This is a genomic window from Nonomuraea sp. B1E8, assembly GCF_039871515.1.
Lineage (GTDB): Bacteria > Actinomycetota > Actinomycetes > Streptosporangiales > Streptosporangiaceae > Nonomuraea.
The window spans coordinates 67,697-89,973 of record NZ_JBDPLS010000012.1 but is presented as its reverse complement, the minus strand read 5'-3'; the positions used below and the strand labels follow the sequence as shown (position 1 = coordinate 89,973).

The following is a 22,277-nucleotide window of genomic DNA, read 5'->3' as shown; positions in this document are numbered from 1 at the left end:
ACCGCCCCCGCCGGCAGCCTCAGCCGAGCAGGGACCGGGGTGACAGGCGGCGGGCGAGCCGGCCGGGCAGCCCGATCCGCTGCCGGACCAGCCGGTCGATCTCCGCGACGTGCCGCCAGGCCAGGCCTGCGGCGGCTTCGTCCACGGGCGCGTCGCCGAACGTCGCGAGGTTCGCCAGGTCGGCGAGCGCCGTCAGCGGCTCCCGCGCCGGCTCCCCCAGCACGGCTCCGGCCCGTACGGCCACCTCGCGCGCCGTCGACGCGCCCGAGCGGGGGACCCCGGCTCCGCGCAGCCGGAACACGGTCTCCCGCCACGCGCCCGCCACCCGCTCGGCGGGTGCGGAGCCGCGGCGGCGGCGCATCCGCCGCACGGGCGGCACGACGGCGACGGCCAGCAGGTACGCCGAGGCCACGCCTGCCGCCACCGCCACCCAGACGAGCGGTCCGGCCGGCGATTCACGCTCGGCGGGCTCAGGGGTCGGCGCCGGGGTGGGCCGTCCAGCCGCCGTCGGGGTCGGCTCGGGTTCCGAGGAGTCGCTGTTGATCGCCTGCTCGATCTCCTTGGCCTGCTTCGGCGTGCCCTCCGCCACGTCGCCGCCCCCGCCCGAGCGCGTACGCGAGGGCGTCGGGTAGAACGGCACCCATCCGATCCCCTCGAACCCGACCTCGGCCCAGGCCAGCACGTCCCCGCCGCGCACCTGCCGCACGCCGCCCTCGGCGGCCCTGCCGGGGCGGAAGCCGACGACGATCCTGCTGGGCAGGCCGATCGAGCGGGCCAGCAGCGCGAACGACGCGGCGAACTGCTCGGTCGTTCCCCTGCGCGACTCGGTCAGGAAGAACTCGATGGCCCGGTAACCGTGCCCGGGCGGCGCGGTGACGTCGTTCTTGGCGTGCTTGCGCAGGTAGGTCGCCAGCCGCGCGGCCTGCTGGGCCGGGCCGCGCGCCCCGGCCGTGGCGCGGCGGGCGATCTCGGCGAACCGGGCACGCTGCGGCGGCGTGCTTCCGCCGGGGCCGTCCGGCAGGCTGACCAGGGCGGGGTCGGCGAGCGGGGTCACGTCCCGCAGCTCGCCGGAGACGTAGCGGCGGACCCCCGACGTCACCTCGTACGTCATGCCCTCCCCCGCGTGCGCGCTGGCCAGCATGCCGGTGGCCGGGTCGGCCACGATGCCGGCCCCCTTGGCCAGCACGGGACGGTCGGCCGCGGGCAACCACGGGCCGGGGAGCTTCTGCAGGGTGAGCCGCTGGCGGACGGTGTCGCGGGCGCCGTCCTGGCCGGGCACGCGCCCGCCCGTGGGGACGAACCCGGCGTTCGACGCCCAGGTGACGCCGTCGAACGTGTCGAGGACGGCCAGCCGCAGGTTGGCGTCGGAGCCGGTACTGACGGTGAACAGCTCGCGCTGGGGGTGCTGCAGCCACGCCGACACCTGGTCGAGGGCGCTCACGCCGGAGATCGGGCGCGGCGGGGGTTGTTCGACGAGCCGGCGCACGTCGTACGGGCGATCCGCCATGGGCAGGACAGGCGCCGTCACGACGGCGGCCGGCACCAGGCAGGCCACCAGCAGCACGCCCACCACGCAGGTCCACGCCGGCCGGCCCGCCCTGACCAGCGCGAGCAGCAGCGCGACCCCGGCGAACACGGCCGCGTACGGCACCACGGAGCCCGTCCCCGCGACGCCGAGCACGACGGCGAAGGCGAGCACGGGCAGCGCGGCCACGGCGGGCAGCAGGACGGCCCTGGACCGCAGCGCGAGCTCGCACCCTGCCGCCGTGCCCGCCCACACCAGGAAGCTGACCAGCACGATCGCCGGGCTGTCGGGGGCGGCGGGAAGGATGGTGGTCAGCAGCCAGCCGGTCGCGTCGCGCACGCCGAGCAGCGCGGCCCGCGCGGCGGCCGGGCTGGGCACGACACCGAGCCACGCCTCCGCCTTGTAGAGCGTCGCCGACACGGCCACCAGCCAGGCCAGCACGTGCACCGGGATCGTGCCCCACAGCGGCAACCGCCCGGACAGCAGCAGCGACACCATGCACGGGGCCACGGCGGCCAGGGCGACGACGGGGAGCAGCGCGGCCGGCGGGAACACCCCGTCGAACGCCAGCCCGGCCGTCGCGACGAGCAGCGCCGCGACGACCCCCGACCCGGCCCTGCGCGCGGGCGCCCCGGCGGCCGCCGCCCCCGGGGCCGGTGCCGCGTCGGGAGTGGAGGCCGCCCGTGGCGGGGTGGTCAGCGTGGCCATGCGGTCGCCAGTTCGTCGAGGTCGCCGGCTTCGAGCACGGTCACCCCCGCCGCGGCCGGCGGCCCGCCGTCGCGCGGATCCCCGACGCGGACGAACACCACCTGGTCGAAGCGCCGCCGCACCGCCGCCGCGTCGGCCAGCGCCGCGTACGTACCGCTGACCAGCACCAGCGCACCGCCGGAGCCGGCGCGGCGCAGGGCCTGCACGGGCGGCTCGGCCCGCGGCTCGCGCTCCACCAGCGCGAGCCGGTCGAGCACCTCCTCCGCCTCCCCGGGGGAGCCCTTGGCGTGCAGCAGTTCGCCCGCCCCCGTGAGCAGCCGCACGGGGAAACGGTCGCGGGTCACCGCGCACGCCACCGATGCCGCGATGTCGACGGCCAGCTCGAACTCGTCGTCCCCCTCGTACGCGGAGTGCCGGGTGTCCAGGACGGTGACGGTGCTGGGCAGGGTGACGTCGGTCAGTTCCTTGACCATGAGCACGCCGGTGCGGGCCGTGGAGCGCCAGTGCACGTGGCGCAGGTCGTCGCCGACCACGTAGTCGCGCAGCCCGTTGAAGCCGACCGTGCCGTTCGGCGCCGATCGGGAGGCCAGGCCGTCCAGGTGGCGCCGCCGCCCCGAGAGCGGCGGCCGGAGCGGCACCGTACGCGGCCGGACGAGCAGCAGGTCGGGGCGCCCGTACGCGACGGAGCGGCGGGCCAGGCCGAACGGGTCGGTGCGGTCCAGGCGCAGGGGCCCGACGGGGGTCTCGCCGCGCCGCCGGGTGGGCAGCCGGTACGACACCGTCCGCGCCGTGTCCCGGGCCAGCGCGGGCACCTCCACGGCGACCGTCGTGCCCCGGCAGGTGTCGCGGGCCACCAGCCCCGCGTGCCGCCACCGGCCGGTGTTGCGTACGTGCAGGATCGCCACGGCGGGCTCGCCGCGCGCCACCTTCGCCGGGGTCACCTCGCGCCGCACGTCGAGGCCCGCGCCCCTGAGCGTCCACAGCGCGCCCGCGCCCACGGCGGCGATCCCGGCCACCGCCAGCACCGCCGCCTGGGGATACCCGAGCGGCGCCCCCACCGCGTAAAGCAGCGCCGACGCGGCGGCCAGGCCCCGGCCCGCCCTGGTGATCACTCGCACTCCCAGAGCGGGGCGGCGGGGAAGCCCCCCTTCGGGGTGTCCATCAGCACGTCGTTCAGCCAGCCGCTGCCCCTGCTGGACTCGACCTTGTTCCAGACGTTGCTGCTCATGCCGGTGTCGGTGTCGGTGTAGGAGGCGCCTCTCTGCTGGCAGATGACGGTCATGGTGATGTACTCGCCCTTGGGGATGCGCCCCGCCTCGCCGCCGGGGCCCGGCCCCGGCCGGATGAGCGTGTTCCTGTGGTCGTTGTTGGCGTTGCGGAACTGGGCGGGCGGCGGCCGCAGATCGGCCGTCGCCTCCGCGCGTTCCTGGCTCTCGCCCGCTTCGTTCTTCGCCCGCAACGTCCACGTGTAGGACTGGCCGTTCTTGAGCCCCGTGACCTCGGCGCCGGTGCCGCCGGGGTCGGCCGGGTGGTCGCCGGGGCCCTCCAGCGTGTACGTGACGCCGCCGTCCTTGGCGTTCTCGGGAGCTGACCAGGTCAGGTCGGCGCCGTGGTTCTTGCCCTTGGCGGTGAAGCCGGCCGGCCTGCCGGGCGCGACGCAGGGACGTACGGGGATCGACGGCTCGGACACCACCTCGCCGCCGTCGTACTCGGCGGCGACCCTGAACGTGTACTCCTGGTCGCACCGGCCGCCGGTGATGCGGAACTGGAACGGGCCGTCCGGCCTGGCCCTGGCCGGGGTGACGTCCGCGCCGGGAGGCGCGCCCTTCAGCGTGTAGCCGGTGACCTCGCCCTGGCCGGAGGGCGTGAAGACGACCTCCATCCAGCCGGGCCCCGAGTCGGCCGTGACCGACCTCGGAGGGTCGGGGGTGCGCGTCGGGGTCGGCGTGGGCGTCGCGGTGGTTTCGGTGGGGGTCGGCCCGGAGGTCGGGGTCGAGGTCGGGGTGGCGGTGACGGTCACGGTCGCCTGCGCGGTCCCCGTCCTGGTCGTGACGGACGTCGGCGTGCCCGTGGGCCGCTCGGCCCGTCTGGTCGGCTGTGCCGCCGTGGGCGTGTAGGTGGGGATCGGCAGCGGCGTGGGCGTGTCCTTCTGGCCGAGCGCCTCGTCGTACTTGCCGACCCGGCGGCCGCTGCCGTCCTTCTCGATGACCAGGGCGGTCTCGCTGAACTGGTCGTTCACCCAGAGCAGCCCGTCCTTGACGAACACCTCCAGCGGCCCGGACTTGCCCGTGACGACCTTCTCGGGCTCGAACTTCTTGGCCACGGTGTCGTACACGATGAGCCGGCCCGTGCTCTCGTCCGGGATGTAGATCCGCCGGCCGAGCGCCTGCGGCGGGCCGAGCTTGCCGCCCTTCACGGAGACGGTCGTGAGGGCGCCGCTGGAGGTGTTCACCAGGACGAGCGCGCCCTGCGCGGGCGCGAGGACGGGCACGACGTCGCTCTCGGCCACGGCGGGCACCAGCAGGCCGCCGGTGCCCGCGTCGGTGACGGTGCTGGGCAGGCTCACCTGGAGCCGGGTGCCGGTGGAGCCGATCACCATGGCGGAGGCGGCGGCGGAGTTGGTGACCAGCGGCACGCCGTTCGCGATCGTCAGCGTGAGCGGGTCGCCCGGCTCGCCGACCGTCACGGCCTTGCCCTTCTGGGCGCCGTTGACCTGGACGAGCGTGCCCTCCTCGGGGACGGGCACCCAGAGCGTGCCGTTCCTGTCGATGCCGGCTCGCCCGAGCGGCGGCTTGAGGCCGATCGGCGTGCCGATCGTGGCGACGGTGAGCGGGTCGAGCTGCTGGACGGTGCCGCCGCGCGGGTCGACGGCGTACGCCTTGCCGGCGGCCATCACGACCTCCGTCCCTGCGGCGCTCAGCTTGCCGGTCTGGGCGACCTCCAGCTGGGTGGAGTCTATGCGGCTGACCTTGCCCGTGGTCTCGTCGACGACGAGCACGTTGTCGCCGTCCTGTACCACCTTGAGCGCGTCGCCCTCGGCGGAGGCGAGGTCGACCCGGCCGTCCACCTGCCCGGACAGGCCGTTGGCGTGCACGACCTCGCCATTGAGCGCGCTGGCCAGCCAGGCCCCCACGTCGGAGAGCTCGGGCCGGGCGCTCGACACTCCTGTGCCCAGGAACAGCCCGGCCCCCATCAGCACGGCGACGAGTGCGGACGCGACGACTCCCGCCGCGCGCCGCCCCGCCGCGCTACGCCACCTCATGGCCACTTGTTCACATCCCGCGAGATTCCGCACATACGTGTCCGCGGACACACTAGGGGCGGGCCCGCGCCGCGCTCCGTCCCTTCAAACAACCTGGAAGTGTCGCTCAGCGCGCGTCGCGCTGCCGATCCTCCAGCGCGCGGAGTTGCTCCTCCATCGACGCCTCGTACGACTCCAGCAGATCGTCGAAGTGTTCGTCGGGGAGGTCGGAGCCGAGCGTGCCCGCCATGACCGCCTCAACCTTCCGCGCCACGTCGTCCTGGGCCTCCTGCGCGGCCCGCAACATCGCCTCGGCCAGCCGCCGGCTGTCCATGCGCATGGCGCGCGGCGCCAGCTCGACCTCCGTCAGGCGGCCCGAGGCGCCGACCGTCACGCGCACCTGGCCGTCCGCCGCCGCGCCGTGGCCGACCGCCACGTCGATCTCGCTCCTCAGCTCCTCGACGCGGGCCAGCATCTCCTCCGCCCGCGCGGTGATGCGTTCCAGGTCCTCGGGGTCGAAGTCGTTCACCGTACCTCCCGGCTCTTTGCGGGGAGAGTACGGCGGGCGGACCCCACTTCGGAAAAAGTTGAAGGGTGCGAGAAGTCGTTGCGTCTACATACACATCAATGGCACATTTCCCCCGAGTGGCCGGCAGGAAAAACGCCTCATCCGAGCGGCGTGCGCACACCTGCTCCAGATGTCAGGAGACGCCGCGCGTCTCATGTCCGCCCAGGGGAAGGTGTTCGTGTGAGTCCAGGGTTCGTGTCCATCGGCCCCGGCGGTCTCGACGAACTCGGCAAGGCGGGAAAGGCGTGCGCCGGGACGGCCGCCGCGCTGTCCGGGATTCTCCGCGACTTCCAGGCCCGTGCCGCCCCTGACGTGGACACGTACGACCTCATCGAGGAGGGCGCCGCCGAGTTCGCGAAGGGCTACGAGGCGTTCTTCAACGGCCTGTCGTCGGCCCTGTGGCAGCGCGAGACGATCATGCGGGAGCTCGGGGAGGGGCTGCGGGCGGGCGCGGTCACCTACGACGCGGCCGACAGCGGGCAATCCGGGGCGCCGCCGGTGTCCAAGGCTGTCGAGCCGCCGTCGCCCGGCACGGTGTCGATCATCTGGAACGCCACCCTGGACATGCTCGGGATGGGCGGCGCGTACGAGGAGCGGCTCGCCCAGATGCGCGAGAGCTGCCTGGCCACCGCGGAGAACCTCAGAAGCGTCCACGACACGCACATCTCCGCAATCGAGGCGCACGTCCAGCGGGCGGACTGGCGCGGCGACGCCGCCGACGCCTTCCGCGAAACCTGGCGCACCCGCGTGAACCCGCCGGACGGGAACGCGGAGACACCGAGCCTCGCGGCCCTGGCCGCGCGGAGCGACGAGGCGGCCGCGATCGTCGACAACGCGATCAAGGCCACCCAGGAGACCAAGAAGTACGTCACCCTGCTCCTGGCCAGTCTCGGCGTGGCCGTCGGGGCCGGCGCGGCGCTGAGCCTGGGCGCGAGGGCCATCAACCGGCTGGCGGCGCGGCAGGCCCTCGGAAGGGTGGCACTCCTGCTGTCCGGCCGCCACGCCAAGCTCGGCGCCATGCTCCTCCGTGTCGCCGAGAAACTGGCGTTCCGCTCGGGCACGAGGCTCCTGGGCGCCAGGGAGGCTGGGCGCGCGGCGCTGTCGGCGTACGTGAAGAACTCCGCGCTCGTGGCGGGCACCAACTACGTCAACTCCAGCCTCGCGAACACCCTCCGGGGGAAGGAGGACCCGTGGGGGGTGAACGTCAAGATGGCCGGCACCCTGGCGGGCCTGTCGGTCCTCGGCGGAGGGGTCGGCTTCGTGAAGGGCCTCGCCCCCGTGGCGCGGCTGGCGCAGAACCATCCGATGGCGTTCGCCGTCGGGCTCGAAGGGGCGCTCAACGCGGGCGCCAGCGCCGGTCTCAGCCTGCTGTACGACGGCAAGCCGCTGGGGGCGGCGCTGAAGGACGGCCTGACCGTCGGAGCCGTCAGTGCGATCTTCGGCGGCGGCTACGCACGTCTCCTGCGCGACAGGACCGGCCTGCGGCACCATGCCTTCCACAAGGCGGAAAAGTGGGATCTCAAGCTGTCGGCGGCGGACCCGTCGAAGCCGCTGACGCCGATGAACGCGCACTTCACCCCGCGCCACCTCTTCTCCTGGATGGACCCGGCCAAGCACGGGTACGTGCCGGTGGTGGGGAGGGGCGCGGGCGACCCCACGACCGTCTGGGCGCCGAAGACCAGCGTGTCGGCCAGGGCGCGGGAGTTCCAGCTGTGGAACCCCCAGCCGGCGCTGAACAAGATCAGCACCTGGCCCAAGGCCATGCAGGCGCCCGCGCAGGGGCTGGTGAACTTCAGCTCCAAGCCGGTCAGCACCTTCCTCGACGGCTCGCCGTTCGTGAAGGGCCGCCTGCTGGGCCTCCTGCCAGGAACGATCTCCTACGGCCTGGTGCCGCGCGGCGAGGTCGACACGCCGGCGCTGTCCATCCCCGAGCACGACGACTGGACGTCCAGAGCTCCCGTCCCGCCGCCGGAGCAGGCCGTCCCCGAGCCGCCGCCCACGCTGGGCGGCGGGGAGCGCGTCGTGGCGCCCGGCGACACGCTGGGACACATCGCCGCGGACGAGTACGGCGACCCGCGCCACGCGCGGACCGTCTACGAGGCGAACGACGACATCGACGGAATCACCCCTGACCACATCGAACCCGGATGGCGGCTCGACATCCCCGAGATCCCCGCCGGCGAGAGGCCTTCCGAACCGTAGGAGCACGATGATCCGGATCGAGCCGGAAACGCTGCTGACCGCCGGCGACCTCTGTCACGAGGCCGCGCTCGCCCTGACCGCGGAAGCGCGCCTGTTCGAGAGCGGCGCAGCACCCACCGACGGCTGCTTCGGTCTCGTGGAGCGGGGCGCGGACGAACTCGCCGCGTCGTACAAGAGCTTCCACGAGGAACTGCTCGCCTTCACCTTCGACCTGGCCGACAAGCTTGATGACAGTGCCGCCGGGCTGCGCGAGACCGCGCGCACGATGGGAGGTCTCTGAGTGGCGGGCCCCTTCGACCCGGTCCTGGACCTGGTCAAGACGCTGACCAACGCGGTGGCGTCCATCGGCGGGGAGGAACAGGAGCGGCGGTTGACGGAGATGGCCGCCGCCTGCCGCCGGCTCAGGAGCACCATCGAAGAGCTGGAACCGTCCCTCGATGCCGTGCCCCGGACCCTCGACGGCTGGGCCGGCGACGACGCCGACACGTTCCGCGAGAAGTGGCGTGAGCAGCTGGCCCCCGAGTACAGGCAGGAGGCGGCCGCTCACCTCGAGAACGCCGCGGCGGTGCTGCACCAGGCCGTGGAGTCGTCCCGGCAGACCAGGAAGGCGCTCAACGAGCTCATCACGTCACTGATCGTCTCCGTCTCCGCGGGTGCGCTCGCCTCGCTCGCCGCGGCGGGCCTGAGCACGTACGCGGTGTGGGCGTCGAGCGCCGCCACCGCCGCCCGCGGCGCGTCGGTCGCCAAGGGCATTCTCAGCCGATTCTCCGCCGTGCGCGCCGCCGCCGCCGCGGCCATGCGCACGTTCGCCACCGTCGGCAGATCGAAACTGGTACGCGGGCTCGCGATGTACGGCGGGCAGGGCTTCCGCGCCACCGCGCTCGCCTCGCTGCGCAAGTACGGGCAGATCTACGGCTGGTCGTTCGGCGGCAACATGCTCGCGGGCGGCGTCGCGAGGGGCGTCTTCGGCCAGAACCCCTTCGACGTCTCCATCCTCTCGCTGGCCCAGACCGCCAACGCCTCCACCGTCGCCGGCCTCACCGGTCCTCTCAGCCAGACCCGCTCCTTCACGGGCCTGGCCTCCAGACGGCCGTTCGCCAACAACGTCGCCATGGGCGCGCTCGCGGGCGGCGTTCCCGCCTTCTGGAACGCCAGGATCGAGGGCAAGTCGTGGAGCGCCACCTTCGGCGACGTGGCGCTGTTCAGCGGGATCGCGGGCGGGTTCAACGGCGTGGTGGGACGGGCGTTCAACCCGCGTCCGGGCCAGTGGGGTGTGCCGTCGCCCACCTGGTTCAAGCGCCTCCCGCCGATGGCGCAGAGCTCGCTGCTGGGCTTCACACCCAGCGTGGGGCTCAGGGTGGTGGTGCCCTTCGCCCCGTCGGCGCCCCCACCCCGCTTTGACAATTAGCCGTTTCTTGAAGTGGGACCTCCCGTCAGGGATGACCGCTAGCGTCGGCCGAATGTTCTCCGCTATCAGAAAGTCCGCGACGGCCGTGGTGGCGCTGGCCATGGTGTTCGTCGCCGGCGCCGCACCCGCGCACGCCGCCGGTCTGGGCACGTACGGCGATTTCTCCCGCATGTTCGACAGGAGCGCCGGCCAGTTCTGGTCGGGCTCGTGGCGCAACCAGTGGGCATGGGAGCCGAAGGGCGGCAACGTCTCGTACATCAGGTGGGGCGACCCGGCCAAGTGGCCGCCGGCCAACTACGAGAAGTTCGAGCGCGTCGGCGACTGGGTGAAGCTCGACGGCTACGGCAACAACGAAGGCATGCTCAAGCAGCGCGTCACCAAGGAGCAGATCGGCGACGTCAACTGCAAGAACATGAAGCCGCTGCTGTCGCTCGACGGCAAGCAGCACTATGTGAAGTGGACCATCCAGCCGGAGGCGTACTGCCTCGAGGCCTGGGGGAAGATCCTCATCCCCGGCGGCACCGACGTGGACTTCTACCACAAGCAGGTGTGGTTCCCGCCGTCCGGGCCCACGTGCGCCAACAAGTACTTCACGGGCCGGACCTGCATCAAGCAGTTCGAGATCTGGAAGGACAACAACCGGGGCAACGGCGACGTCGGCGGGCCATTGGAGCTGCGGCACCAGCGGGACAACATCTTCGCCAAGGGCATGGGGCCGGCGTTCATCATCCACAACTACTTCCCGAACAACGGCTGGCAGGCCGAACTCCGCCAGGCCTGGACCTACTGATCGACCTCACCGCCTGTGGTGGCGGGCGACCAGCGCGAAACGGCGCGCGGTCGCCCGTAGCGGGCGGCCGCGCAGGTCACCCGCCGTCGTCATGCGGCCATCGAACACGGCGAAGTCCCAGCCCTCGAACGGCGTGGCCAGCGCCTCCCGGAGCAGCTCGTCGTACCCCATGCCGCGATCATGCCCGCTCCCCCGTCTCCGCGCCTGCCGCCAACCGCCCCGGCGCCTCGTGGAGGGAGAGCCAGGGCCGATGTCATGGCGCCGAGATGACGCGTGTCATATCGAGGCGGTGACTCCGCTGACTGCCGACCACCTGCCCGGATACATCAAGATATCGGTCATGATCTCCCCTCGAATGCGACACACCAGGCGGCAGGCCGCCGCAGCCGCACTGCTCACCACGGCCACCCTCATGGCCCCGGGCACGGCGGCGGCCGCTCAGGAGCCCGCGCTCGACCGGCAGGCGCTGCAGCAGTCGCTGGACGCCGCGCACAAGGCGGGGATGTACGGCATGCTCTCGACGGTCCGCGAAGGGAACCAGACGTGGCAGGGCGCCACCGGCGTCGCCGACGTGACCACCAGGCGGCCGATGAACCCGAGGATGACGCACCGGGTCGGCAGCATCTCCAAGACCTTCGCGTCCGTGGCCGTGCTGCAGCAGGTGGCGCGCGGCACCGTCGAACTGGACGCCCCCATCGGCCGCTACCTGCCCGGCCTCGTTCCGGGCGGGCGCGGCGAGAAGATCACCGTACGGATGTTGCTCAACCACACCAGCCACATCGCCGATTACATCGCTCCGGCGTTCCCCTCGCTGCTGGAGGGCAGGACCAGCAGCCTGGACGAGCACCGCTTCCGTAAGATCAAGCCTGCGGAGCTGGTGAAGATGGGCCTGGAGGGCACCCCGACGGGTGAGCCGGGCGCGACGCCGGGCTCCTACTCCAACACCAACTACGTACTCATCGGGCTGCTGCTGGAGAAGGTCACCGGCGAGAACGCCGAGCGCCACATCACGCGCAACGTGATCCGCAAGGCGGGCCTGCGGCACACGTCCTACCCGCGCACACCGCGCATCCCCGGGGCCCACTCGAAGGCGTACGAGTCGTGGTACGGGCTGATCGACCCGCCGCGCGACTACAGCGTCTACGACATGTCCTACGTGCGCACCGCCGGTGACGTGGTGTCCACGATGGACGACCTCAACCGGTTCTACCGGGAGCTGCTGCGCGGGCGGCTGATCGGCGCGGAGCAACTGGCCGAGATGCAGAAGACGGTGCCCGTGAACGCGGGCGGCGGATACCTGCCCTACGGCCTCGGCCTCTACGCCGCCGACCTGCCGTGCGGCCGGTTCTGGGGGCACGACGGAGCCGTATTCGGCATGGGCGCCCAGTCGTTGTCCAGCCCGGACGGCAACCGCCAGATCTCGTTCGGCATGAACCTCATGAAGTACCAGAAGATCGGCGATGACGGCCAGCTGGAGCCCAGCGAGATCGACACCGCGATGGCGAACCACCTGATCTTCGCGCTGTGCGGGAAGGGCGGCGCGACCGCGAAGTCGGAGAAGAAGCCGTTCGTGCCGCTCCCGACGAGCCGGATGGCCGTCAAGCGCTGACCGCCCGTCGCCGCCGCGGCCGGCGGCGGGCAGGCGGGGGCGGCCAGGCCTACGCGGGGTGCTTCATCTGTGGATTTGTCCACACACGCTTCATGTGTGGATTTGTCCACAGATGATCGCGGCGAGTCTCCGTAATGTCTCTGATGCCGGGAACGACCGGCACACCGACACGGGGAGGGAACCCAATGCGTAAGACCCTTGCGATCGCGAGTCTGGCCGGCTCGATGGCCGTCACCGGCATCGCTCTCACCCCCGCCGCCCAGGCGGCCACGCAGTCCACCGCGACGACCACCGCGTCGACCACCGCCACCGCCTCCTACGGCGGCAGCTGGGGCAAGTTCTTCTCCAGCGACCGCAAGGCGTACACGTTCGGGAAGACCTGGAAGCAGCACGGCAAGGTCCACACGAAGTGGTACGGCGTCGACAAGCGCGGCGGCAAGAAGGCCTGGGTCTGGTTCGAGGTCTACCAGAACGGCCACTGGAAGAAGTTCAACAAGGCCTGGGACGGCAGGGTCGCCGGCAGCTGGAGCGGGCGGGGCGTCAAGAAGGCCTACACGTTCACCTGCTGGGCGGGCAAGTTCGACAACTGCGGCCGCAAGTACCGCATCTACTAGACACCACCACCGCGCGATCACCGAGGCCCGGCGGCCACCCGCCGGGCCTCGGCCATGTCAGGAGAGGAAGGACCGGAGGTGCGGGGCCAGCACCTCCCACGAGACGTTGTGGTCCTGACCCTGCAGCACCGTGTGCCGGGGGGACGGCAGGAGGTCCACCAGCGTCTCGGCCGCGGCCAGGCTCCACGCGCCGGTCTCGGAACCGGTCAGGATCAGGGCAGGCGCCTTGACGCCGGCCAGCTCGGCCGGCGGGCGGCCGTCACCCATGATCGCGGCGTCGTAGGCGAGGGTCGGGGCGATCGCCTCCATCGACGCCCACATGGGCGCCTGCCGCATCTGGCCGATCATGCCCGGCGGCATGCCCACGGAGCTCAGGAAGAGCGCCATGGCGTCCCCGCGACGGCCGTCGGCCAGGCAGGCGGCCAGCTCGGCGGCGTACGCGCGGGCCCGCTCGGGCGCACCGGCGTCGAGCTGGAACGGCGGCTCCCACAGGGCGAGCCGGGTGATCGGCAGCCCTTCGGCCGCCGCGCGCAGCGCCAGCACCGCGCCGGAGGAGTTGCCGAACACGGCCGCCGGGCCGCCCGCCGCGTCGATCACCGCGGCGAGGTCCTCGATCTCGCGCCGCACGTCGTACGGCGGGGTGTCGCCGCTGTCGCCCCGCCCCCGCCGGTCGTAGCTGAACACCGTGTGCCCGTCCGCCAGCAGCTCGGCCAGCGGCGCGTGGACGCCCCTGGCGCAGGAGGCGCCGCTCACCAGGACGACCGGGCTGCCCGAGCCCAGCCGGTCGAAAACGATCTCGGTTCCGTCGGCGGAACGTGTGAAGGTCATGGTCACCACCCTTTCCCGTGGTCCGTTTCGCCCTTCCCACGAACGGCGGGCGCCCCGGCGGACACCTCGCCAGGAGAAATCTCGGCGAGACGCCGGGCGAGGTAGCGGCGTTCCGGCTCGGTCGGGGCCAGCGGCAGGGCCTCGCGGTAGGCGGCGGCCGCCTCGGCACGGCGGCCCAGGCGGCGCAGGAGGTCGGCGCGGGCGGCGGGCAGCAGGTGGTAGCCGCCCAACTCGGGCGCGAGCGCCTCGACGAGGGCCAGCCCGCGCGCCGGCTCGCCCATCCCCACGGCGACCGCCCGGTTCAGCCGGACGACAGGGGACGGCACGAGCGCCTCCAGCCGCCCGTAGAGCGCCGCGATCTCGGCCCACGGCGTGCGTTCGAAGGAGTCGGCGCTCGCGTGGCAGGCGGCGATCGCGGCCTGGATCTGGTACGGCCCCGCACGGCCCTGACGCAGCACGCGCTCCAGCATGGTGACCGCCTCGCCGATCCGCTCGTGTTGCCACAGGGAGCGGTCCTGCTCTTCGAGCGGCACCAGTTCGCCCGCGTCGAGCCGGGCCGGGCGCCGGGCGTCGTGCAGCACCATCAGCGCCAGCAGGCCGGCCGCCTCCGGCTCGCCGGGCAGCAGCGAGACGAGCATCCGCCCCAGCCTGATCGCCTCGTCGGACAGGCTCCGCCGGATCAGGTCGTCACCGGCGGCGGCCGCGTACCCCTCGTTGAACAGCAGGTAGAGCACGCCGAGCACCGTGGTGAGCCGGCCGGGCAGCTCCGCCGCGTCCGGCACCTCGAAGGGGATGCCCGAGTCGCGGATCCTGGCCTTGGCCCGGGTGAGCCGCTTGGACATCGTGGCCTCGGGGACCAGGAAGGCGCGGGCGATCTCGGCCGTGGTCAGCCCGGCCAGGGTGCGCAGCGTCAGCGCCACCCGCGCCTCGAACGGCAGGGCGGGATGGCAGCCGGTGAACATGAGCCGCAGCCGATCGTCGCCGAACACCTCCTCGCCGTCATCAGGCCGCGGGGGCCAGGCCGCCGCCAGCTCGCGCAGCTTGGCCGCGCCCACGGCGGCCCTGCGGAGACGGTCGATCGCCCGGTTGCGGGCGGTGGTGGTGAGCCAGGCGCCGGGCGCGGGCGGCACACCGTCGGCCGGCCACCGCTGGAGCGCCTGGGTGAAGGCGTCCTGAGCGCACTCCTCCGCCAGGTCCCAGTCGCCGGTCGTCCGGATGAGCGTCGCGATGATCTGCCCCCATTCCTCCCGGAACAGCGCGTCGACCGTCTCGCGGACGTTCACGGCAGCAGCGCCCGCACCTCGATCGTGCCGTGCCGCGCGACGGGATGTGCCATGGCCGCTTCGAGCGCCTGCTCCCTCGTGGCGCACTCGATCATGCTGAACCCGGCCACGACCTCCTTGGCCTCGACGAACGGGCCGTCGGTGAGCAGGACCTCACCGTCACGCGCCCGGACCGTGGTGGCCTCCGCCGGCGCCTCCAGACCACCGGTCTGCAGCAACCGGTCCCCCTGCGCCTCGGCCCACGCCTTGCAGTCGGGCAGGAAGTCCGGATCGGCCAGCATCGCCTCGTGGGCCTGCTGATCTCCGCAGATGAGCAACAGGAACTTCATGCCCCGAGCCTAGGCCCGGCGCTCGCCGCGGAGACAGTCGGTGGCCTCGACGAGCCGGTGCAGCGTACCGGGCTCCGCACCCGCGTTCGAACCCCCTGCGGTGGCAGGCGCGCACAATGACGAGCAGGTCCTCGTGCCGCCTGCCGTGGGCGCGGCCGCCGCCTGTGCGGTGCGCAGGAGGGCGTCGTCCTCCCAGCTGTCCCACACCAGCCGATAGGCTCGGCCCGTGGCGCCGCCGACCGTTGGAGCAGTCAGATGATCTTCATTACCGCCAAGTTCCGCGTCCTGCCCGAACACGCCGACCGCTGGCCGGAGATCACCGCGGAGTTCACCGAGGCGACCCGCGCCGAGCCCGGCTGCCTGTGGTTCGACTGGTCACGCAGCCTCGACGACCCCACCGAATACGTCCTGGTCGAGGCGTTCCGCGACGACCAGGCCGGCGCGGACCACGTGGGCTCGGAGCACTTCCGGCAGGCCCGGCAGACGCTGCCGCCCCACCTCGCCGAGACCCCGCGCATCGTCAACACCACCGTCCCGCAGGACGACTGGTCCGAGCTCGGCGAGATGGCCGTGCCCTCCCGCGACTGACTCAGCCGCGCCGCCCCTGCCCTCCCCCGGCGGTCCGCCGCCCCTCGCGTTCACGCGGCGCCGAGGGCCGTTACGTGAACGTTATAGCCTGCCCTCGGGCCCTCTCGCGCCCGCGTCTTCGCAGGTCAGCGCAGCGAGCGTGACTGAAGGACGGATTTTTCCGGGTTATTGACGAAAAAGATGGTGAGTAGGCAGACTCTGCCGTATGTCACAACCCGGTGGCCCCCTGTCACAGCTCCGGCGCGGGCACGAGGAGCTCGTGCTCGGGCTGCTGCGCAAGCACGGCCCGCTCAGCCGCGGCGAACTCGGCAGGCGCTGCGGGCTGTCCCGCACCACCCTGTACGACATCCTCGCCGAGCTCGTGGCCGGCGGCGCGGTCGTCACCGCGAGCGAGCGGGAGACGCCGCGCGGGCGCGGCAGGCCGGCCGAGACCCTGACCCTCAACCCGGACGCCGGCCAGGCGATCGGCATCGACTTCGCCCGGCGCGGGCTGCACGTCGCGGCCATCAACCTGGCGCACGAGATCGTCGGCTCGGCCAGCGAGCCGCACGACGCCGACCTGCCGTGGGAGCAGCGGGTCGAGCTGGCCGGCCGGCTCGTCGGCTCGCTCACCGGCGGCACCCTCAGCCTGGGAGCGCTCAGCGCGATCGGCGTCGGCGTGGTCGGCCCGGTCGGTGACCCGGTCGGTGACGCAGCCGGTGACCCGGCCGTTGACGCAGCCGTTGACCCGGTTCAGGACCCCGAGGAGGACGGCGCCAGGGAGCCGGCCGGGCCGCATCCGGCGCAGGTGCTGCTGCGCGAGCGGTTCGGCGTTCCGGTGCTGCTGGACAACAACACCAGGCTCGCCGCGCTGGGCGAGGCGATCTGGGGCGCCGCGGCCGGCGTACGGGACGTGCTGTACCTGCGGCTGTCCCACGGCGTCGGCGGCGGGCTGGTGGTCGGCGGGTCGCTGCACCGCGGCGCGTACGGCCTGTCCGGCGAGTTCGGCCACATCACCGTCGACCAGGACGGCGCCCGCTGCGACTGCGGCGGCACCGGCTGCCTGGAGACCATCGCCTCGATCAGGGCCGTGCTCGACGCCTACCGCGCCGCCGGCGGGCGCGCCGGCGATGTGCCCGAACTGGCCAAGGCGGCCAGGGCGGGCGACGCGGCGGCGCTGGCCGTGCTGGACGGCGTGGGCGCCGGTGTCGGCGGCGTGCTCGCCGCCCTGTGCAACGCGATCGGCCCCAGCGTGATCGTGGTCGGCGGCGAGCTGGCGGAGGCCGGGAGCGCGCTGATGGACCCGATCGAGCGGGAGTTGCGCGCCCACGTCATGCCGATCTCCCGGCACCGGGTGAGCCTGCGCCGCGCCACCCTCGGCGAGGTCGCCGGCGCCCTCGGCGGCATCGCCCTGGTACTGCACGAGTCCCCGCTGCTCTCGCGCTATCCGGCCGGCCCGGAGCTCGCGGAGGACCCCCCGACGACCCAGCCCGGCACGAGACCGGCGAAGGAGAACCCATGACCCAGCTCACGGCGCTGGGCAAGTCGCCGGCGGCCCCGGCCGCACGGCGCGGTGCCAGACGCCCGCGGCGCGCCATCGCACTCAATCTGATCGCGGTCGTCATCGGCCTGCTCGTCTGGACGCTGCTGGCGTCGATCGGGGTGCAGGGCCTGCCCGGCCCCCTGCAGGTGGCGGCCAAGGCGGGCGAGCTGATCGCCGACGGCACCCTGCTGGACGACGCGCTGGCCAGCCTGCGCAGAGTGCTGCTGGGCTTCCTGCTCGGCACCCTGCTGGCCGTCCCGATCGGCTTCCTCATGGGCTGGTACGCCACCGCGCGTGGCCTGCTGGAGCCGTACGTGCAGTTCTTCCGCACCATCCCGCCGCTGGCGATCATTCCGCTGGCGATCGTGCTCATGGGCATCGGCGAGGTGCCGAAGATCTTCGTGATCTTCCTGGCGTCGTTCCTGTCCAGCGTCGTGGCGACGTTCCAAGGCGTGGTGGACGTGGACAGGACCCTCATCAACGCGGCCCGCGTGCTCGGCGCCTCGGACCGGACCATCTTCCTCAAGGTCGTGGTGCCGGCCTCCACGCCGTTCATCCTGGTCGGCATGCGGGTCGGTCTCGGCTCGGCCTGGGGCACGCTGGTCGCCGCCGAGCTGATCGCGGCCCAGGAGGGCCTCGGCTTCCGCATGCAGCAGGCCCAGCTCTACTACGACCTGTCCACGATCTTCGTGGGGCTGATCGCGATCGGCCTGCTGGGCCTGCTGATGGACCGGCTGCTGCTGCTGGCCGAGCGGCGCCTCACCGACTGGCAGGAGCGCAGATGAACACCAAGATCTCCTTCACCGACGTGGTCAAGACCTACCCGATCAAGGACGGCACGTTCACCGCGCTCGACCGGGTGTCGCTGGACATCGCCGACCGCGAGTTCGTCACGGTCGTGGGCCCGTCGGGCTGCGGCAAGAGCACCCTGATGAGCATGGCCGCCGGGCTGGTCGAGCCGACCTCGGGCGAGGTGCTCGTGGACGGCGTGCCGGTCACCGGCCCGGGGCCCGACCGGGGGGTGATCTTCCAGCAGTACGCGCTGTTCCCGTGGCTGACGGTGCGCAACAACGTCGAGTTCGGGCTGAAGCTGGCCGACATCCCGGCCGCGGAGCGACGGCGGCGGGCCGAGCGGGCGATCGAGCTGGTCGGGTTGTCCGACTTCGCCGACGCGCTGCCCAAGACGCTGTCCGGCGGCATGAAGCAGCGCTGCGCGATCGCCCGCGCGTACGCGGTGAACCCGCAGGTGCTGCTCATGGACGAGCCGTTCGGCGCGCTCGACGCGCTGACCAGGGTGCAGTTGCAGGACCAGCTGCTGGACACCTGGAGCCAGGAGCAGCGCACGGTCATGTTCATCACCCACGACGTGGACGAGGCCGTCTACCTGGCCAGCCGGGTCATCGTCATGGCCGCCAGGCCCGGCCGCATCCAGCAGATCATCGACGTGGACCTGCCGTACCCCAGGACGGAGGAGATGCGGCTGTCGCCCGAGTTCGGACGGATCCGCAACGAGGTCTGGCACGCCGTCTACCACCAGGCCCCGGCCGCGGCCTGACCCCCACCCTGCCCCCACCCAGGGGCCCCGGCCCGCAGACACCTCCCGGAAAGGACTGATCCGCCATGCGTACTCTTCGCCGCGCCCTGACGGCCGCCTCGGCGGTGAGCCTGTTGACACTCTCCGTGACCGCCTGCGGCGACGACGGCTCCACGGTCAGGTTCGGCTACATCAGCGACTACAACGGCGCGAGCCTGCTCGCCATCGCCGACAAGCAGGGCCTGTGGGACAAGCAGGGCCTCACCCCCGACATCAAGGTCTTCACCAACGGACCGCTGCAGATCCAGGCGCTCGGCTCCGGCGACCTCGACTTCGGCTACATCGGCCCGGGGGCCATGTGGCTGCCCGCCACCGGCAAGGCCAAGGTCGTCGCGATCAACACGCTCGCGTACGCCGACCGCGTCATCGGGCGGCCGGGCGTCAAGACCATGCAGGACCTCAAGGGCAAGAAGGTCGGCGTGCCCGAGGGCACGTCCGGCGACATGGTGCTCAACCTGGCGCTGGGGAAGGCGGGCATGACCGCCGAGGACGTCCAGAAGATCCCCATGGACCCGGCCACGGTCGTCTCGGCGTTCTCGGCCGGGCAGATCGACGGCGCCGGGATCTGGTACCCCCTGATCGACACGATCAAGCAGAAAGTGCCGGGCACGGTGGAGCTGGCCAGCACCAAGGAGTTCCCTGACAGTTCGTTCCCGACCGCGTTCGTCGGCGGCACCGGCGTGGACCAGGAGGTCACCCGAAAGGTGATCAAGGTGCTGCAGGAAGCCAACGACTGGCGGGCGGCACACCCCGAGGAAGCGATCACCGAGGCGGCCGCGCTGCTCAAGCTCGACGTGGCCAAGGTCAAGGCCGACGCGGCGAACGTGCAGGTCATGAGCACCTCCGACCTGGTCGCCAAGACCAAGGACGGAACGGTCGCCACGTGGCTGAACAGCCTGAGCGACTTCTTCGTCAGCACCGGCCAGCTGAAGTCCCGCCCGGATCCCGCGACCTACTACACCGGCGACCTCTACACGGAGGCCTACTCCAAGTGAACCTGCTGTTCCTGATGACCGACCAGCACCGCGTCGACACCCTGGGCTGCTACGGCAACCCGCACGTGGCCACGCCGAACCTGGACCGGCTGGCCGCGACCGGCACGCGGTTCGACCGGTTCTACACGCCGACGGCCATCTGCACGCCGGCGCGGGCGAGCCTGCTCACCGGGCAGGCGCCGTTCCGGCACCGGCTGCTGGCGAACTACGAGCGCAACGTCGGCTACCTGGAGGACCTGCGGGAGGACGCGTTCACCTTCCCCGAGGCGCTGCAGGAGCGTGGCTACCAGCTCGGGCTGATCGGCAAGTGGCACGGCGGCACCAGCCGCAACGCCGCCTCCTACGGCTTCGACGGCCCCGACCTGCCCGGCTGGCACAACCCGGTCGACCACCCCGACTACCTGGCGTACCTGGAGGAGCGGGGGTTGCCGCCGTACCGGATCTCGGAGTTGATCCGGGGCACCACGCCCAACGGCAACCAGGGCAACCTGCTGGCGGCGCGGCTGCACCAGCCGGTGGAGGCGACGTTCGAGCACTACCTGGCGACCAGGGCGATCGAGCACATGGAGCGCTACGCCGCGGACGGGCGGCCGTTCTTCCTGGCCACGCACTTCTTCGGGCCGCACCTGCCGTACCTGCTGCCGGACGAGTACTTCGACATGTACGACCCGAGCCTGGTGGAGCTGCCGCCGTCGATCGCGGAGACGTTCGAGGGCAAGCCGCCGGTGCAGCGCAACTACAGTGCGCACTGGACGTTCGACACGATCCCCATCGAGGTCACCCGCAAACTGATCGCGGTCTACTGGGGTTATGTCACGCTGATCGACCAGCAGATCGGCCGGATCCTCGACCGGATGGACGAGCTGGGGCTGACCGAGCAGACGGCGGTGTTCTTCACCGCCGACCACGGCGAGTTCACCGGGGCGCACCGGCTGCACGACAAGGGCCCCGCGATGTACGAGGACATCTACCGCATCCCCGGTATCATCCGCATTCCCGGCGAGCAGCCGCAGGTCAGGGACGAGTTCGTCACGCTCACCGACTGCACCGCGACGATCCTGGAGCTGGCCGGCTGCGACACGAAGCCGGCCGTGGACAGCCGCAGCCTGGCGCCGATCGTCCGCGGCGAGCACCCGGCATGGCCGGGCGAACTGCTCGCCGAGTTCCACGGCCACCACTTCCCGTACCCGCAGCGGATGATCCGCGACGACCGTTACAAGCTGGTCGTCAACCCGGAGTCGGTCAACGAGCTGTACGACCTGCACGCCGACCCGCATGAGCTGAGCAACCGCTACACCCATCAGGAGCTGGCCCCGGTCCGCCGCCGCATGATGCGCCGCCTGTACGACCTGCTGCGCGAGCGCGGCGACAACTTCTACCACTGGATGACCCCGATGTACGACATCGGCGCCCTCGACTACGACCCCACGCTGAGCTCCTTCGAGAAGGAGGGCAGCGCGGGCTGAGAGTCACGCCGCCCCGTGACCGGGCGGGGCGGCGTAGGAGGAGGTCAGCGCATGGCGTCCAGGCCCCTGACCACGCTGGTCGTCAGCGTGCCGACCTCGGAGACGGCGATGCTCACCGTGTCGCCCTCCTGCAGCGTGAACGGCAGGTCGGGGACCAGGCAGGTGCCGGTCGCCAGCACCGCGCCGTCGGGGAAGACGTCGGCGCGGAACAGGTAGGCCGCCAGGTCGTCGAGGCGCCGGTTGAGCTGCGAGGTGTTCGCCTTGCCGTCCCACACCGTCTCGCCGCCCCTGGTGATGGAGAGCGTGATGTCCAGCGCGTACGGGTCGGCGACCTCCCACGCGGGCCTGATCGCCGGGCCCACCGCGCACGCGCCCAGATAGATCTTCGCCTGCGGCAGGTAGAGCGGGTTGACGCCCTCGATGGTGCGCGAGCTCACGTCGTCGACCACCGTGTAGCCGACGATCTCCCCTGAGGCGTTGAGCACCAGCCCGAGCTCGGGCTCCGGCACGTCGATCTCCGAGTCGGCGCGCGCCGCGATGCGCCCACCGTGCCCGGAGACCTTCCACGCCGCCGACTTGAAGAAAAGCTCGGGTCTTTCCGCGTCGTAGACCAGCTCGTACACGTCGGCGGCGCGCTCGCTCTCGACGACCCTGGCCTCGCGCGAGCGCCGGTAGGTCACGCCCGCGGCCCACACCTCCATCCGGCCGTCCACCGGAGGCAGGATCCGCACGTCCGCGTAGGCGTGGCGGGGGCCGTCGGCGCCCTCGCACCGCGCGCGGAACTCGGCGGCCGGGAGCCCGAGCAGTTCGCTGACGGTGGTGACCCCGGACAGCTCCACCACCTGTTCACCGTCGTCGACGCCGACCGCGTCCGCGCCGGTCAGAGGGCTGGTGAACCGTACGATCTGCATGCCTGCTCCTAGCTCCATCAGACGAGGGGCGAAAATGTCATCCGATGAATTGTCCCCTATCCAGTCAAGTGAGGGTATTTGTCCGCCCGGTTTCGG

At 72.2% G+C, this 22,277-nt stretch carries 21 protein-coding genes; 12 read left to right on the top strand and 9 right to left on the bottom strand.

The window, feature by feature from the left end:
- Nucleotides 1–19: 19 nt before the first annotated feature.
- From ABGA98_RS33435 to ABGA98_RS33420, 4 genes are all read right to left on the bottom strand, one after another.
- Nucleotides 20–2,233, bottom strand: a complete 2,214-nt coding sequence (locus ABGA98_RS33435) for a transglutaminaseTgpA domain-containing protein (RefSeq protein WP_347622410.1) — start codon at nt 2,231–2,233, stop codon at nt 20–22.
- Nucleotides 2,221–3,345, bottom strand: coding sequence for a DUF58 domain-containing protein (locus tag ABGA98_RS33430; protein ID WP_347622409.1), 1,125 nt, complete (start codon nt 3,343–3,345; stop codon nt 2,221–2,223). The genes ABGA98_RS33435 and ABGA98_RS33430 overlap by 13 nt, the downstream gene beginning before the upstream one ends.
- A complete protein-coding gene (locus tag ABGA98_RS33425; RefSeq protein WP_347622408.1) occupies nt 3,342–5,495 on the bottom strand; it encodes a hypothetical protein in 2,154 nt (717 codons plus the stop codon). Before ABGA98_RS33425 ends, ABGA98_RS33430 begins: the two co-directional genes overlap by 4 nt.
- A gap of 106 nt (nt 5,496–5,601) precedes the next feature.
- Nucleotides 5,602–6,003, bottom strand: coding sequence for a YbaB/EbfC family nucleoid-associated protein (locus ABGA98_RS33420; RefSeq protein WP_347622407.1), 402 nt, complete (start codon nt 6,001–6,003; stop codon nt 5,602–5,604).
- Between the two features lie 219 nt (nt 6,004–6,222).
- Between ABGA98_RS33420 and ABGA98_RS33415 the strand changes: the two genes are divergently transcribed.
- Genes ABGA98_RS33415 through ABGA98_RS33400 form a run of 4 tightly spaced genes read left to right on the top strand, consistent with a single transcriptional unit; the run spans nt 6,223 to nt 10,442 of the window.
- Nucleotides 6,223–8,244 carry a hypothetical protein gene (locus tag ABGA98_RS33415; RefSeq protein WP_347622406.1) on the top strand — a complete coding sequence of 674 codons (2,022 nt, stop codon included), beginning with the start codon at nt 6,223–6,225 and terminating at the stop codon, nt 8,242–8,244.
- A gap of 7 nt (nt 8,245–8,251) precedes the next feature.
- Nucleotides 8,252–8,524: a hypothetical protein gene (locus ABGA98_RS33410; protein ID WP_347622405.1), complete on the top strand. Its 273-nt coding sequence runs from the start codon at nt 8,252–8,254 to the stop codon at nt 8,522–8,524.
- The gene (locus ABGA98_RS33405; RefSeq protein ID WP_347622404.1) at nt 8,525–9,652 is read left to right on the top strand and encodes a hypothetical protein; all 1,128 of its coding nucleotides are present in this window, start codon (nt 8,525–8,527) and stop codon (nt 9,650–9,652) included.
- A 52-nt stretch (nt 9,653–9,704) separates the two neighbouring features.
- A complete protein-coding gene (locus ABGA98_RS33400) occupies nt 9,705–10,442 on the top strand; it encodes a hypothetical protein (RefSeq protein ID WP_347622403.1) in 738 nt (245 codons plus the stop codon).
- 6 nt (nt 10,443–10,448) lie between these two features.
- Here the strand turns inward: ABGA98_RS33400 and ABGA98_RS33395 are convergent, their stop codons facing one another.
- Nucleotides 10,449–10,613 carry a hypothetical protein gene (locus ABGA98_RS33395; protein WP_347622402.1) on the bottom strand — a complete coding sequence of 55 codons (165 nt, stop codon included), beginning with the start codon at nt 10,611–10,613 and terminating at the stop codon, nt 10,449–10,451.
- A gap of 169 nt (nt 10,614–10,782) precedes the next feature.
- Between ABGA98_RS33395 and ABGA98_RS33390 the strand changes: the two genes are divergently transcribed.
- A complete protein-coding gene (locus ABGA98_RS33390; RefSeq protein ID WP_347622401.1) occupies nt 10,783–12,051 on the top strand; it encodes a serine hydrolase domain-containing protein in 1,269 nt (422 codons plus the stop codon).
- A gap of 185 nt (nt 12,052–12,236) precedes the next feature.
- Nucleotides 12,237–12,665 carry a hypothetical protein gene (locus tag ABGA98_RS33385; protein ID WP_347622400.1) on the top strand — a complete coding sequence of 143 codons (429 nt, stop codon included), beginning with the start codon at nt 12,237–12,239 and terminating at the stop codon, nt 12,663–12,665.
- A 57-nt stretch (nt 12,666–12,722) separates the two neighbouring features.
- On the opposite strand, the gene ABGA98_RS33380 is transcribed toward ABGA98_RS33385, so the two are convergent.
- Genes ABGA98_RS33380 through ABGA98_RS33370 form a run of 3 tightly spaced genes read right to left on the bottom strand, consistent with a single transcriptional unit; the run spans nt 12,723 to nt 15,105 of the window.
- Nucleotides 12,723–13,493: an alpha/beta hydrolase gene (locus ABGA98_RS33380; protein WP_347622399.1), complete on the bottom strand. Its 771-nt coding sequence runs from the start codon at nt 13,491–13,493 to the stop codon at nt 12,723–12,725.
- 2 nt (nt 13,494–13,495) lie between these two features.
- Nucleotides 13,496–14,776: a sigma-70 family RNA polymerase sigma factor gene (locus tag ABGA98_RS33375; RefSeq protein WP_347622398.1), complete on the bottom strand. Its 1,281-nt coding sequence runs from the start codon at nt 14,774–14,776 to the stop codon at nt 13,496–13,498.
- The gene (locus ABGA98_RS33370; protein WP_347622397.1) at nt 14,773–15,105 is read right to left on the bottom strand and encodes a YciI family protein; all 333 of its coding nucleotides are present in this window, start codon (nt 15,103–15,105) and stop codon (nt 14,773–14,775) included. Before ABGA98_RS33370 ends, ABGA98_RS33375 begins: the two co-directional genes overlap by 4 nt.
- Before the next feature lie 255 nt (nt 15,106–15,360).
- Between ABGA98_RS33370 and ABGA98_RS33365 the strand changes: the two genes are divergently transcribed.
- From ABGA98_RS33365 to ABGA98_RS33340, 6 genes are all read left to right on the top strand, one after another.
- Entirely contained in the window at nt 15,361–15,693 is a 333-nt protein-coding gene (locus ABGA98_RS33365; RefSeq protein ID WP_347622396.1) for a putative quinol monooxygenase, read from the top strand.
- Between the two features lie 205 nt (nt 15,694–15,898).
- Nucleotides 15,899–17,194 (top strand): ROK family protein, encoded by a 1,296-nt coding sequence (locus ABGA98_RS33360; RefSeq protein WP_347622395.1) that lies wholly within the window; start codon nt 15,899–15,901, stop codon nt 17,192–17,194.
- Nucleotides 17,191–18,000, top strand: coding sequence for an ABC transporter permease (locus ABGA98_RS33355; protein WP_347622394.1), 810 nt, complete (start codon nt 17,191–17,193; stop codon nt 17,998–18,000). The genes ABGA98_RS33360 and ABGA98_RS33355 overlap by 4 nt, the downstream gene beginning before the upstream one ends.
- Entirely contained in the window at nt 17,997–18,770 is a 774-nt protein-coding gene (locus tag ABGA98_RS33350; protein ID WP_347622393.1) for an ABC transporter ATP-binding protein, read from the top strand. Before ABGA98_RS33355 ends, ABGA98_RS33350 begins: the two co-directional genes overlap by 4 nt.
- Before the next feature lie 65 nt (nt 18,771–18,835).
- Complete coding sequence (locus tag ABGA98_RS33345) at nt 18,836–19,804, top strand: aliphatic sulfonate ABC transporter substrate-binding protein (RefSeq protein ID WP_347622392.1); 969 nt, start codon at nt 18,836–18,838, stop codon at nt 19,802–19,804.
- Nucleotides 19,801–21,270, top strand: a complete 1,470-nt coding sequence (locus ABGA98_RS33340) for a sulfatase-like hydrolase/transferase (protein WP_347622391.1) — start codon at nt 19,801–19,803, stop codon at nt 21,268–21,270. The genes ABGA98_RS33345 and ABGA98_RS33340 overlap by 4 nt, the downstream gene beginning before the upstream one ends.
- Before the next feature lie 44 nt (nt 21,271–21,314).
- Here ABGA98_RS33340 and ABGA98_RS33335 read toward each other — a convergent pair whose 3' ends face one another.
- Nucleotides 21,315–22,181, bottom strand: coding sequence for a fumarylacetoacetate hydrolase family protein (locus tag ABGA98_RS33335; RefSeq protein WP_347622390.1), 867 nt, complete (start codon nt 22,179–22,181; stop codon nt 21,315–21,317).
- Between the last annotated feature and the right edge of the window lie 96 nt (nt 22,182–22,277).